12 protein-coding genes and 1 tRNA gene are annotated in these 13,709 nt (G+C 65.0%); 10 read left to right on the forward strand and 3 right to left on the reverse strand.

Going from position 1 to position 13,709, the window contains the following annotated elements:
* Positions 1-80: 80 nt before the first annotated feature.
* A complete protein-coding gene (locus RH858_RS03040; RefSeq protein WP_310561108.1) occupies positions 81-836 on the forward strand; it encodes a GNAT family N-acetyltransferase in 756 nt (251 codons plus the stop codon).
* A gap of 134 nt (positions 837-970) precedes the next feature.
* On the forward strand, positions 971-1,780 hold the full coding sequence (locus tag RH858_RS03045) for a P-loop NTPase (RefSeq protein WP_259533801.1): 810 nt from the start codon (positions 971-973) through the stop codon (positions 1,778-1,780).
* A 24-nt stretch (positions 1,781-1,804) separates the two neighbouring features.
* Here the strand turns inward: RH858_RS03045 and RH858_RS03050 are convergent, their stop codons facing one another.
* Positions 1,805-2,266 (reverse strand): universal stress protein, encoded by a 462-nt coding sequence (locus RH858_RS03050; RefSeq protein ID WP_259533802.1) that lies wholly within the window; start codon positions 2,264-2,266, stop codon positions 1,805-1,807.
* A gap of 28 nt (positions 2,267-2,294) precedes the next feature.
* Complete coding sequence (acs, locus tag RH858_RS03055; protein ID WP_259533803.1) at positions 2,295-4,292, reverse strand: acetate--CoA ligase; 1,998 nt, start codon at positions 4,290-4,292, stop codon at positions 2,295-2,297.
* Between the two features lie 92 nt (positions 4,293-4,384).
* Between acs and RH858_RS03060 the strand changes: the two genes are divergently transcribed.
* Both RH858_RS03060 and RH858_RS03065 read left to right on the forward strand, forming a co-directional pair.
* On the forward strand, positions 4,385-5,497 hold the full coding sequence (locus tag RH858_RS03060; RefSeq protein WP_259533804.1) for a glycosyltransferase family 4 protein: 1,113 nt from the start codon (positions 4,385-4,387) through the stop codon (positions 5,495-5,497).
* 30 nt (positions 5,498-5,527) lie between these two features.
* On the forward strand, positions 5,528-6,634 hold the full coding sequence (locus RH858_RS03065) for a glycosyltransferase (RefSeq protein WP_259533805.1): 1,107 nt from the start codon (positions 5,528-5,530) through the stop codon (positions 6,632-6,634).
* Between the two features lie 52 nt (positions 6,635-6,686).
* Here the strand turns inward: RH858_RS03065 and RH858_RS03070 are convergent, their stop codons facing one another.
* A complete protein-coding gene (locus tag RH858_RS03070; RefSeq protein ID WP_259533806.1) occupies positions 6,687-7,151 on the reverse strand; it encodes a hypothetical protein in 465 nt (154 codons plus the stop codon).
* 176 nt (positions 7,152-7,327) lie between these two features.
* Here RH858_RS03070 and RH858_RS03075 point away from each other — a divergent pair, with 176 nt between their 5' ends.
* The 6 genes from RH858_RS03075 to RH858_RS03100 all read left to right on the forward strand — a co-directional run bounded on the left by RH858_RS03075 (position 7,328) and on the right by RH858_RS03100 (position 13,704).
* Entirely contained in the window at positions 7,328-8,710 is a 1,383-nt protein-coding gene (locus tag RH858_RS03075) for a restriction endonuclease (protein WP_259533807.1), read from the forward strand.
* A 69-nt stretch (positions 8,711-8,779) separates the two neighbouring features.
* Positions 8,780-9,631 (forward strand): DUF4097 domain-containing protein, encoded by an 852-nt coding sequence (locus RH858_RS03080; RefSeq protein WP_259533808.1) that lies wholly within the window; start codon positions 8,780-8,782, stop codon positions 9,629-9,631.
* Positions 9,632-10,004: 373 nt separating this feature from the next.
* Positions 10,005-10,079, forward strand: a tRNA-Val gene (locus tag RH858_RS03085).
* Positions 10,080-10,439: 360 nt separating this feature from the next.
* Entirely contained in the window at positions 10,440-11,837 is a 1,398-nt protein-coding gene (locus tag RH858_RS03090) for an NAD(P)/FAD-dependent oxidoreductase (RefSeq protein ID WP_259533809.1), read from the forward strand.
* A gap of 90 nt (positions 11,838-11,927) precedes the next feature.
* Positions 11,928-12,620: a hypothetical protein gene (locus RH858_RS03095; RefSeq protein ID WP_259533810.1), complete on the forward strand. Its 693-nt coding sequence runs from the start codon at positions 11,928-11,930 to the stop codon at positions 12,618-12,620.
* Between the two features lie 76 nt (positions 12,621-12,696).
* Positions 12,697-13,704 carry a PAS domain-containing sensor histidine kinase gene (locus RH858_RS03100; protein ID WP_310561109.1) on the forward strand — a complete coding sequence of 336 codons (1,008 nt, stop codon included), beginning with the start codon at positions 12,697-12,699 and terminating at the stop codon, positions 13,702-13,704.
* The last annotated feature ends 5 nt before the right edge of the window (positions 13,705-13,709 follow it).

The following is a 13,709-nucleotide window of genomic DNA, read 5'->3' on the forward strand; positions in this document are numbered from 1 at the left end:
CGCCGGAGAAATACGGTTTCGAACGGATCCGGAACGAATCGCCGGAAACGGTTTTGTGATCGCCGACTGAATAGGTGGATATGAACGTCCGTGAAGCGACGATAGATGACATCGAGGGAATCCGCCGGGTCGCCCGCGAGTCCTTCGAAGCGTCCTACGAGGAGGCGCTCGGGGCGGACCGGATCGAACGCGGGATCGAGTCGTGGTACTCGACGGAGACGCTCCGAGGGGAACTCCCGGACGACGCGCGACCGTTCTTCGTCGCGACCGCGGACGGCGACGTCGTTGCGTTCGCACAGAGCTATCTCGCCAGCCGCCGGGAAACAGTCGGAGAAATCGACTGGATTCACGTCTCTCCGGAATACCGGGGGAGGGGGATCGGATCTCGCCTGCTGGAACGGGTCGAAGCCGAACTCCGCGACCGGGGGGCCACCCGGATCGAGGGCCGCGTCCTGCTGGCAAACGAGACCGGAACCGCGTTTTACGAGCGGGAAGGCTACTCGGAGGCGGGCGATCGAGACGTCGACATCGGCGGGGAGACGTTCCGGGAGCGACTCTACGTGAAGTTCGTCACCGGCGACGGCGAGCAAGTGCTCACCGAGGCTCGGTCGGGTCCGGACGGCACCCTCCGGTACGTCGCCTTCGACGAGGCGGTTCGTGCCTCCCAGGGCGCGTTCTATCCGGTGTACGCAGATCGGGAACGAACCGACCTTTACGGATGGATGTGCGGGAACTGCGATTCGTTCGACGTCGCGATCGACACCATGGACCGGTACGAGTGTGTCGAGTGTGGAAACCGGCGCAAGCCGGCCCGATGGGACGCGGCGTACCTGTGACGGTCGGCGACAGCGACACTCCCTGTCACGGACTGCGGCAGCGTCCCGCCAACGAAACCACCGATTAAAACCTGATAGTCAGAATTGATAACTCGCCCAACACAGTTAAACTGATAGGATAGCAATTGACTGTCATGCCCGCGCGAACGCTCGCAGTCGCCGGCGCGAAGGGGGGCGTCGGAAAGACGACGACGAGCATCAACCTCAGCGCTGCGCTGGCAGATGCGGGACTGGACGTCCTCGTCGTAGAGACGGATCTCGCGATGGCGAACGTCGTCGACTTTCTGCGATTCTCGCCGGAGGAAACACTCCACGAGGTACTGGCAGGCGACGCCGCGCCCAAGGAGGCGATTTACTCCGTTCCCGGCGGCTTCGAGGTGCTCCCGAGCGGAACGACCGTCGAGGGCTTCGTCGACGCAGACGTCACGGAGATTCCGGCGGTTCTCGAGGCCGTCGAAGACCGATACGACGTCATCATCTTCGACACTGGTGCGGGCGTGAGCCACGAGTCGCTGCTCCCGCTGGGGCTGGCAGATCGGACCGTCATCGTCTCCTCGCCCCGGGTTGCGAGCGTTCGTGACGCGAACAAGACCGCCGAACTCGCCGAACGACTCGGCGGCCAGGTCGCCGGCGTACTGTTTAGCAAGTCAGGAACCGGGCGCTCCCCCCCGCCAGAACAGATCGCCTCCTATCTGGAACTTCCGCTTTTGGGCCACGTTCCCGAGGATCCTGCAGTCCCCGACGCACAGGACAGCGGCCGGCCGGTGGTAACCGTCGCCCCAGAATCGGCGGCGGCGCGGGCGTACCGCGAGGTCGCACGAACGCTGTTCGAGGAGAAGCCGAGCGATCAGGCTACCAGAAAGAACGGGAGTTCGAGTCCCGGAACCGAAACGCAGGATCGGCGGTCGTCCGGGGACGTCGGAACAGCCGTCAACGACGGCTAATTCGCACCGAGCAGACGTCGTCGTTCAGTCCTCGTCGCCGGCGTCAACGACGAGCACGGGGATCGACGTCGTGCGCAGTACCCGCTCGGTGACGCTACCGAGCAGCGCTCGGCGGATCCCCGATCGACCGTGTGACCCCATCACGATCATTTCGATCCCGTGTTCGTCGGCGTAGTCGGCGATCGACTGGTGTGGCTTGCCGCTCACGACGCGTTCGATCACGTCGATCCCTCGCTCGTTCGCCCGTTGTGCGACGACCCGGGTCGCCCGTTCGGCGAACTCCTCGATTTCGTCCAGCTGTCCGAACTCGCCGTCGTCGATTCGGTCGACCTGTTCGGGCGACAGCGACATCTCCATGGCGTCGGTGTCGACGACGTACAGCGTGTGGATCGTCGCGCCGTACGTCTCCGCCAGGTCCAGCGCGTGGTCGACAGCGTGCTCTGCGACTTTGCTTCCGTCGGTGGGAACGAGAATGGCCTCGTACATAGTCTACGGATCGCTCGGGGGCGACGACTCAGGCGTCCCGGACCTTCTCCTGGATCTCTTCGACGATGCCGGGGTTCTGGAGCGTGCTGGTGTTGCCGAGTTCCTCGCCGTTGGCGATGTTTTCGAGCAGGCGACGCATGATCTTTCCGGATCGCGTCTTCGGGAGGTCGGGCGTGAAGATTACCCGTTCGGGGCGGGCGATCGGCCCGATCGCCGACTCGACTCCGTCGACGATCCGCTGCCGGAGCGTCTCGTCGCCCTCGTAGCCGTCCTCGGTGATGACGTACGCGTACACTGCCTCGCCTTTGAGTTCGTGCTCGCCGCCCACGACGGCCGCCTCCGCGACGCCCTCGACGCCGACGATCGCCGACTCCAGTTCCATCGTTCCGAGCCGGTGCCCCGAGACGTTGAGCACGTCGTCGACGCGGCCCAGAACCGTGATGTAGCCGTCCGCGTCGATCTTCGCGCCGTCCTCGGGCGAATACACCCAGTCGTCCATGTCCTCGGAGTCGAGATCGGAGTACTCCGCCCAGTACTCCCGGATGAATCGCTCGTCGTTGCGATACAGCGTCCGCAACATTCCTGGCCAGGGTTTTTGAATCGTCAGGTAGCCTGCCCGGCCGTCCTCGACCTCCTCGCCGGCAGCGTCGACCACGCGGGCGTCGACACCGGGAAGCGGGGGTCCCGCGGATCCGGGTTTCATCTCACAGATCCCCGGCAGCGTCGTCACCATCATCCCGCCGGTTTCGGTTTGCCACCAGGTATCGACGACCGGACACTCCTCGTTGCCGATATTGGTGTAGTACCACTTCCAGGCCCGGGGGTTGATCGGCTCGCCGACGGTTCCCAGCAGGCGAAGCGACGAGAGGTCGTGCCGGTCGGGATACTCCTCGCCCCACTTCATGAACGCCCGAATGGCGGTCGGAGCGGTGTACAGCTGCGTGGCCTCGTACTCTTCGATGATCTCCCACAGCCGGTCGTAGTCGGGGTAATCCGACGTTCCTTCGTACATCATCGTGGTCGTACCGAGCGAAAGTGGGCCGTAGACGATGTACGAGTGGCCGGTGATCCAGCCGATGTCGGCCGCACAGAAGTAGGTGTCCTCGGATTTCACGTCCAGCACCGCCTGCGATGTCCAGGTGGCCCACGAGAGGTAGCCGCCGGTCGTGTGTTTCACCCCCTTCGGCTTCCCGGTCGTGCCGGAGGTGTACATCAAAAACAGCATGTCCTCCGCGTCGCGGGAAACCGGGTCGATCGTGTCGCCTTCGTGGTCGGCAATCAGGGTCGCGTAATCGTGCTGGTTGTCATGGAGGTCGTGTCCGAACCCGTCGCCGTTTGCGCCGAGCCGGTCGACGACGACAGTCGCCTCGGCGTCGTGATCGACGCCGGCGAGCCCCTCGTTTGCCTTCTCGAGGTGATCGAGTGGATCCCCCCGCCGGTAGTAGCCGTCGCAGGTGATCAGATACGAGGAGTCGGCAGCGTTCATCCGGGTCGCGAGTGCCTCCGCGGAGAAGCCGGCGAAGACGACACTGTGGGGAGCACCGATCCGGGCACATGCCAACATCGCGATCGGCAGCTCCGGAACCATCGGCATGTAGACGGTGACGACGTCGTCTTCCTCTACGCCGAGTTCCCGGAGCGCTGCGGCGAACTCGTTTACCTCCCGGTGGAGCTGTTCGTACGTGTAGGTCCGGTTTTCCTCGTCGGTCGGTTCGCCGATCCACTCGATGGCGGGTTCCTCCCCCCGTTCGTCGAGATGTCGGTCGAGACAGTTCGCCGACGCGTTCAGCCCACCTCCCGTGAACCACTCGTAAAACGGCGGATCGCTCGCGTCGAGCACCTGATCGTACTTCCGCTCCCAGTCGACCAGTTCGGCGGCCGCCTCCCAGCACTCCGGCCAGTTCTCCTCGAACTCCTCGTAGATCCCGGGATCGGTGACGTTCGCCCCCTCGAGGAACGCCTCCGGAGGGTCGAACGTCTCACTGTCGGGAAGTCTCGCTTCCAGAACCGTGTCGTCGTCTGACATGGGTCGGGCGTACACAGCCGGTGGACGCTATTAACAGTTGTTGGCGATTCGAAGTCGACAGTGAAAAATGGGCGTCGGGGGTACTGCCGGCCGTGCGCCCGCTCGTCCACCTCGAACTCGGCGACCGGCTCGACCGATCGGGCATCGGCACGGCGGCGTCCCACCAGCGTCGGGCCCTTTCAGAGCACGTTACGGGCGTGGAACCGGTCGCCAGCCTCTGGACCGGCGGCTCCATCCGCGGGGCCGGGACCGCCGCGCTGCGGGGACGAAACCCGATCCGGAACGTCGACGTCGTCCACTGTCACCTCCCGGGTCCCGCTTCGCTCGCGCTCGCCCGGCTGGCCCGCCGGCGTGGCGTTCCGGTGGTGTTTCACGCCCACGTGACGAGCGAGGACTTCGCCGGCTCGTTCCGTGGATCGACCGCTGTCGCGCCCGCGTTGCGGCGGTATCTCCGTCGGGCGTACTCTGTGGCCGATCTGGTGTTGTGTCCGAGCGAGTACACGAAACGCCGGCTCGAGGAGTATCCGATCGACGCACCCGTCGAGCCGATAACGAACGGTGTAGATCTCGCGTCGCTCGAAGGCCACGACCGGCTCCGAGGAGAGTACCGCCGCCGGTTCGATCTCTCGGGAACGGTCGTGTTCACGGTCGGCAACGTCTTCGCCCGGAAGGGGATCGGCGACTTCTGTCGGCTCGCCGGGGAACTTCGGGACCAGCCGACGCCCGCGGTCGCACCGGGCGACGGGGACGGCTACGAGTTCGCCTGGTTCGGCCCGTACGATACCGGCCTTACGGCGTCCTCGACCGTCCGGCGGTGGCTCCGGTCGCATCCGTCGAACGTCACGTTCACCGGCTGGATCGACGACAAACGCGGCGCGTTCGGCGCCGGCGACGTCTACCTGTTCCCGACACACGAGGAGAACCAGGGGATCGCCGCCCTCGAGGCGATGGCGTGTGGCAAGCCGGTCGTGATGCGGGACCTGCCGGTGTTCGAAGAGTACTACGAACACGGCCACGACTGTTTGCTGTGTGCCGATCGAACGGAAATGCGCGAGGCGATCGAGCGCCTCGCCGGCGATCCGGAGCTTCGGGAACGGCTCGGCGCCAACGCCCGCGAAACCGCACGCGAACACGGACTCGACCGGCTCGGGAAGCGACTGACCGGGAGTTATCGGGGGCTGCTGGAGCGAAACACAAGCGATTAACCTGCCGCTCGTGAAGCCGGATCCGAACCCATGTACCGTGTCGCCGCGTTCACGGACACGTATCTCCCCACGGTCAACGGGGTAACGTACACGGTTCGGACGTGGGCGCGCCACTGGCGCGCGCGTGGCGGCCGGATGGACGTGGTGTACCCCGACGCGCCGGATCGGGATCCCGACGTGGGTGAGTATCCCGTCGAAAGCCTCCCGTTCCCCTTTTATGAGGGGTTCCGGGTCGGCGTGCCGTCGATCCCCGCCGACGTCGCCACGCCGGATCTGGTGCACGCACACACCCCGTTCGCGCTCGGGCTTGCCGCGCGCCGGCTCGCCGGCGGCGCGTCGGTTCCGCTGGTTGTCTCGTACCACACGCCGACCCCGGAGTACGCCCCGTATCTCTCCGGGGACTCCCGGGTCGAATCCTGGATCAGGCGTACCGCAGCGGCGTACGAACGGTGGGTGCTCGGGGCGGCAGACGCCGTCGTGGTCCCGAGTGAACCCACCGCGGCCGAGGTGCGCGAGCGGACGGGCATCGAGGAGCTGTTCGTCGTCCCGAACGGCGTCGACACCGACCGGTTCGCGCCGGCCGACGACGTCGATGTCAGGGCGTTCCGACGACGACACGACCTGGACTCCGGACCGCTCGTGGGCTACACCGGCCGGCACGGCTACGAGAAGCGACTCACGGAGATCCCGCCGGCGATCGCCGACCTCGACGTCACGCTCGTGGTCGCCGGCGACGGGCCCGCCCGCGAGGAGTTCGAACGGGCCGTCCGGCACCACGACATCGACGCCAGGTTCCTTGGATTCCTCGATCGGGGAGAGCTACCGACGTTCTACTCCGCGCTGTCGGCGTTCCTGTTCCCGAGTCCCGTCGAGACCCAGGGGCTCGTCGCGCTGGAGGCGAACGCCTGCGGCACGCCAGTCGTCGGCGTCGACGCCGGCGCGCTCACCGAGACGATCGAGGAAGGAGTTACCGGCTATCGGTACCCCGAGGGCGACACCGAAGAGTTCGGGGACGCGATCGAACGGACTCTCTCGGAGAACGCGACGCTGTCCCGGCGGTGCCTCGACCGACGGGATGAGATCTGCGTCGAACGGTCCCTCGACACGCTGCGTGACGTGTACGAACGCCTGGTTTGAACGAGTATGTCGCACTCCTACGGCGGCCGGTCGCACGCCCGCGCGACCCAGTTCAGTCGTCGTCTTCCAGCGCCTGCGCGATCCGCTGGAGCTGTCGAGTGACGTCGCGCACCTCGTCGCGGAGCTGCCGGATCTCACGGACGACCTCCTCGTTGCCGGCACCCTCCGACCCGCGCTCGCCACGCTCTCCGGGGGCACCCGGCGGGCCGCCCATGCCGCCACCCGGGCCGCCGCCCATCATGCCACTCATCATCTGTGCGAAGGGGTTGCCACCGCCCATACCGCCGCCGGGACCCCCACCCATCATCTCCTCGGGGGACGGGCGTTCGGGGTCACCGCCCTCTTCGCGTTCCTGTTGCCGGCGCTCGCGGATCTCCTCGACCCGTTCGCGGAACGACTTCTCCTCCTCGTCGCCGTCGCCGTTTCCGCCCTCGTCCGCCCCGGCCGGATCGGCAGTCTCTGTCTCCTCGACGTCTTCTCGCGTCTCGTCGGCGTCGTCGGCTGGATCGTCTGCCATGGCTCCCCGTTCGGTACTGCGACCGAAAAGCGTTGTTCATCGGAACCGGAAACTTGCCGTGGAGACGAACGCGTTCGGGTGGCGACACCACGTTTTATACTCCGGGGATCGAACGACTCCGCCGTGACGCGAACGAGTGGATTTAGGGCGAGGACCACCCGAGGCCGTCGGCGACGATGACGCTGCTCGACGAGCTATCGGGGTTCGAGTTCGAGGAACTGATGGTCGACGTCTTCCGACATCAGGGGTACGACGACGTCCGGCAGGCGGTGCGGACGGCCGACGAAGGCCGGGACGTCACGATGATCGATCGGTCCGAGGCCGGTCCGCCGACCGGCGTCGTCGTCGAGTGCAAGCACACCGACACCGTCGGGCGCCCCGTCGTCCAGAAGCTCCATTCGGCGGTGAAGACGTACGACTTCGACGGGCCGAAACGGGGGATGGTGGCGACGACCGGACGGTTCACCGGCCCGGCCCAGGAGTACGCCCAGCGCGTGTCCGACGCGCCCGGCGACGTCGACATCGACCTGCTCGGTGGTCGAAAGCTGCGGGAGATCGGCGAGGAGATCGGGATGGACCTGAAGAACGGCCGGATCGAGGTGCTGTGTGAGGAGTCGCTCGCGCCGCCGGCGGAAGGCGAGGCGATCCGTCGAGTCAGGGAGTCCGCCGGGCGCGTGTCGAATCTGGAGCCGGACTCGACGATCCGCCCGGAAACAGGGATGGAGCTGTTTCCGACACTGGTGATCGATACGGAAGTAACAGCAGTCTTCGAGACGTCGGTCGGAGTCATTCACGCCATCGACGACCGGGACCGATTTCTCGTGCGGGCCGACCGGGACGGGCCGGGGATTCTGACCGATCGAGTCGAACAGTTCGTGATCGCCGGTTTCGCCGGTACCGTTCCGATCGAGGAGCTCCAGGAGCGTGCCCGGGGTGGGGACGCACCGCCGGTGGAGTCAGTCGGCCGGTTCTGGCTCACCGAAACGGAATACAAAGACTGGGCAGTCGAACGACAGTGCGATCGCTACGAGACGACCGTCCAGTACACGGGCGACAACAACGTCACCTACGAACGGACGTGCACGCCGAACCGCTCGGACGTGATCGTCACGGACGTCGAACCCGTGTACGTGCCACACGTGAAAGCGACCGCAGAACTCGGAGAGTACGCCTACGACCACGCGACGTTTGCGTCCGACGACGACGCCGTCGTCCTCGTAAACGAGTACGACCGCTGCGTCCACTGCGGGGACGCGAACGACGAACGGACGTTCGGGGACGGTGCGCTCACCTACTGTGAGAACTGCGGGAGCATCAACTGCGACGATCACGTCCGGACGGAACGGCTCGTCGACGAGCCGGTGTGTACGGGCTGTTCGGTGACCGGGACGTTCTTCTTCGCAACGAAACACTTCTACGACGAGGAGAACCTGGAGGCGTTCAGCGAGGAGTACGCGGCGATGCCGTTCTATCGGAAACCGCTCGAGAACCCGAAGCTGGTTGCGGCCGTCGGCGTCGCGCTTGCGGTACTTTTGGCACTCGCAATCGCGGCCGTGTGACGGCTGAGTCGAGAAGAGAACGCGAGAGTGTTCGACAACGGTTTTGTGGTAGGGGAACACCTCGACGGTATGGACGGTCAAGAGTGCGGTGACATTGCCGACGGCAGGACCGTCGGGCGGCGACCGTTCCTAGCGGCGACCACAGCCTGGGGAAGCCTGGCGGTATCGGGCTGTGTCGGGCGACCGTGGGGGGAAGAGCAGACAACCGCGTGGACCGAACAGTACGATCCACCTGGCGGGGGACAGGTGACCGTCGAGAACATCGACGGGCCGGTCACGGTGCGTGGAGCGGACAGAGGAACGATCGAGCTGTCAGTCGAGAAGCGATCGACGGACGGGGACGCGCTCGACCGGAGCCGCGTTCGCGCCGAACACGACGGCGACGGGTTCGCCGTCCGGGCCGAACACGTCGACGGTCCCGGAGCCGAGCCGCCGACAGTCGAACTCCTCGTCACGGTGCCACGCACCTATCCGGTCGAGCGAGTGTGGACGGTAAACGGCGACGTGAGCGTCGACGGAACCAGGGGCGACCTGTGGACGGGAACCGTCAACGGCGACGTCGACGTCGACGGCGTTCGTGGGTACGTGACGATCGAGGCGAAGAACGGTGATCTGTCGGCCACTCGGACGACCGGGATCGACGACCTCTCGGTGTCGAACGGGGACGTCGACGCCGACGTCAGAGCGATCCGGAGCGACAGCCGGATCGAGACGACGAACGGAGACGTCGACGTCAGACTCGGCCCCGGACTCGACGCCGAAATACGGGCGGAGGCGACGAGCGGGCGCGTCGATGCCGACGGCGTCCCGCTGGAGAACGCGAGCCGTGTCCCGAGAACGGCGACCGGCTCACTCGGGGAGGGAAGCCGCCAGTTGACCGCCGAAACGGCGAACGGCGTCGTGACGCTGTCGATGCTTTGAGGCCGATCGAGGGGGATCTCTCGGTCGAAAAGGCAAGTCCGTCACGCAGGCAGAAACCACAACCGTGACAGCGGGGGGCGGGCGTGACGGACTCGTGGAGGGGCAGCGTCTGTGGGTGACGCCGTGGGGGGCAGGGGGGATGACGACACCCGTCGAACGGGGACTGAGAGGGCCGAAGCGGGTGTCGCAGTTTCACGTAGCGATGGAATCAGTATATAACTACCTTAGACACAAACGCGCGTTTTAGCTATCCGAATATCGCCCGGCCGAAGCGTGATGATCCGCGAGGCCGACGGCTCCTGCGCCCCGAGTCGAAAGCTTCAATTACGTACCCGGGTAACCAGAAGATGCGCCGAAGAAACGCAGACAGACCGGGTTGGTGGTCTAGTCTGGTTATGACACCTCCTTGACATGGAGGAGGCCGGCGGTTCAAATCCGCCCCAACCCATTTCTCGGCGGCGCAACGCGACGAGCGGAGCGAGGCGTGAGCGGAGCGAACGCCTCGAAAACGCGAACGGCGAAGCCGTGAGCGGAGCGAGGAGCCGCGCCGCCGTGAATGGTTCTCTGGACGGATTTGAATCCGGGGAGTCGCAGCCCGGAAGCGCAGCGAAGTTGGTTTGCTTTGAAGCGCTGAGGTATGGATAAGAGACAGTCCTCAACAGTCTATCCATGAGACTCTCGTGAGAAAAGATGATTCAACCTCCACTTCGAGATATCATACTCGCGGCTCTCATTTCGACCGAGAATTGGTTGTGTATAGTATACCCAATACAAAACAATTATCTTGGGACACACCATACCGGCAGTCATGGCAGTACACGTCGCAGTCATCGGCGCGTATGGGAGCGCCGGGGCTGCCGTCGCAGACAGGCTCGCTTCGGAACCGAACGTCAGGCTCACCTTGATCGACGACGGGGATCCCGGTGGCGGACTGTGCATTCTTGCCGGGTGTATGCCCTCGAAAGAACTACTCTCGGCGACCGAGCGCCGGTTTGCCGCCCGAACCGACGATCGTCTCCGGGGGGACGCCCCCGAACTGAATATCGAACAGGTGATCGGAAAGAAAAACGAGAACATCTCGGCGTACGCGAACCGGCGACGGTCGCACATCCAGGGACTGGCCGAACGGGACGGCGTCACTCTCCGACGGGAGACGGCGAAGTTTCTCGATGAACGACGGCTGGCCGTCGGCGACGACGTCCTCGAACCCGACTACGTCGTGGTCGCCACCGGATCGGCACCAAACGTCCCGCCGGTCCCTGGGATCGAGGATATTCCCTTCCGGACAAGTGCCGACGTCCTCGATGCAACCGAGTTCGGCGAGTCGGGACTGGTGATCGGATTGGGCGTAATCGGCCTGGAGCTCGTTCCGTACCTCTCGGAAGCGGCGGGCATGGACCTGACCGTCGTCGAACAGCTCCCGCAGATCCTTCCTGACGCGGATCCGGAGTTCGGCGCGGAACTCGTCGAGCAGTACAGCGAGCAGTTCGACATTGACATCCACCTCGGTACCGAAACGAAGCAACTGGAGGAAACCGGCGGCGGCGTTCGGGCTGTAATCGACAACGGGGAGGAGACTGCTCTCGAAGCCGACGAACTGTTCGTCTTCACCGGCCGGAAGCCGGCACTGGACAACCTCGGCCTCGAGGCGACGGCGCTCACCCCCGAGCCGGGGTGGATCGACGACACGATGCAGGCCCGCGACGACGATCGCGTGTTCGTGGTCGGCGACGCCAACGGTCGGGAGCCGATCCTGCACGTCGCCAAGGAGGAGGCGCTGGTCGCCGCTGAAAACGTCCTGCGTCACCACGATGGGGAACCACTCGAATCATACGAGAACGTCACCCATCAGGTCATCTTCACCGGCCTCGGCGACCTGCCGTACGCCCGCCTCGGACACACCGCCGACTCCGCGCGCGAAGCCGGCCACGACCCGATCGTGGTCCGTCAGGACGTCGCGGGGCTCGGTGTCTTCCGGAGCCGGAACTACACCGAGGGAATGGCGACACTCGTCGTGGACGAGGATGGCACCGTCCTCGGGTACCAGGGGCTGCATCCTGATGCTGACGTGATGGCGAAGACGATGCAGGTGATCATCGAGCTACAACTGGACGTCCACGAAATCCCCGACCGGGCGTACCACCCGACGACACCTGAAATCCTCGATGGGCTGTTCACCGACGCAGTGGCGGAACTCGAGGGGTAAACCGCTTGGGGGGTTGGGAACTGTACTATCGAAAACACTTCCTCTAGACACCCGGAAGTTATATCAATATACAATCAAATCACCCGGTCGATGTCCGGTGCAACGATCGAATTCCGGTTCGAGTCCCCTGCGGACGAACGGCTGTTTCTCCGGGAGTATCTCGCCCCGGCGTGGCCGCGGTTCCAGACGAGCGAGAGCTGGGAGACCGGCTGGTACTGGGCGTACGGACAGTTCGCTCCATACGACTCGGGCCCGGATGGCGGTCTCGTGCGACTGGTGTTCGAAGGGTCTCCCGACGAGCTCGTCGACGCGGAGGCCGGTCGGTGGACCGGGTTCGAGGGGCTCGTCGGCTGGGAACTCACGAGATACGACGAGGAGGGATACGACAGTCTCCTCGAACAGCAGCGTGACGCGAAGGGCGACGTCGGGGGGGAGTGGGATTATCGACTGAAACCGCTCGTGTCGGAGTTCTCACTCTCCTATCTTCGGGCGTTCGATGAACCCTTGCCGGTCGTCGGCGACCGAAACGAGGACAACCCCGTCGGATTCGGACTCTGGGCGGTGATCCATTACGCGATGATCCAGTGTGGCCACGACTGGTACGACGAAACCCGTGCCTGTCAGATGGCCCTGAAAAACCGGTTGCAGTCGATTGCCGCCTACCGCGGGGCAGATGCCGCCAGGACGGAGTACGACCGACTGCTCAAGGAGTGGCGAGACCACCGCGAGGAACTGACCCAGTGGCTCGAGGACAATCCGACTGGAGAAACGACGCTCGAGTGAATTCGGGAGCCGGACCGACGAGCTGTCGGTCGATCGGTCGACAGCGAGCCCACCTGTTCGATCCGGGGGAGCTAAGTTGGACTGCGTTGACATCAAAACGATGGTCGACGCCCGGGAGCTCCTGAATCACACGCTAGACGTCGTCTCCGTCCTCGACGAGGACGGAACTGTGCTCTACGAGACCCCGTCGGTAGCGCACCTGCTCGGCTACGAGCACGAAACGCTGGTCGGCGAGACCATCTTCGAGTACATCCACCCCGAGGACAGGGACCTGGTCGCCGAACTGTTCCAGGAAATCAAAGAACGGCCGGAAGACGACCACGAGCGCGTCGAGTTCCGGATGCGACACGCAGACGGTGCCTGGGTGTGGGTCGAGTCGATCGGCGCACCCCGTCCGGAGCCGGAGTCAACGCACGTCGTTGTAAGCACTCGCGACGTCACCGAACGAAAGCGCAAGGAGCGGCGCCTCGAGAAGTTCTCCGGGATCGTGTCCCACGACCTCCGCAATCCGCTGAACGTGGCCGAAGGTCGACTGGCGCTGGCGATGGAGGAGTGTGACAGCGAACACCTCGAACACGTCCAGCGAGCACTCGACCGAATGGAACACCTGATCGACGACACACTCGCGCTCGCTCGTCAGGGCCGGACTGCCGCTGATCCCGAACCCGTCGCGCTCCCGGCACTGATCGACCGCTGCTGGCAGATGGTCGACACGGAAGCTGCCACCTTACGGCAAGAAGTGGACGGCTCCGTCCGCGGGGATCCGGAGTCGCTCAAACAGCTGTTCGAGAACCTGATCCGGAACGCAATCAACCACGGTGGCGACGGGGTCACCGTCCGAGTAGGGCGGATCGACGACACTGGACTGTTTTTCGAAGACGACGGTCCCGGGATCCCCGAACCCGTCCGCGATCGTGTCACCGAACCGGGGTACACGACGACGTCGGACGGGACCGGGTTCGGGCTCGCGATCGTCGAGGAAATCGTCGAGGGGCACGGATGGAGCCTCTCGATCGCGGAAAGCGATATGGGCGACACCGGCGCCCGGTTCGAGATGAGGGGCGTCGAGTTCGTCCGAGACTGAACCCC

The sequence above is a fragment of the Halalkaliarchaeum sp. AArc-GB genome (genome assembly GCF_031432225.1).
GTDB lineage: Archaea > Halobacteriota > Halobacteria > Halobacteriales > Haloferacaceae > Halalkaliarchaeum.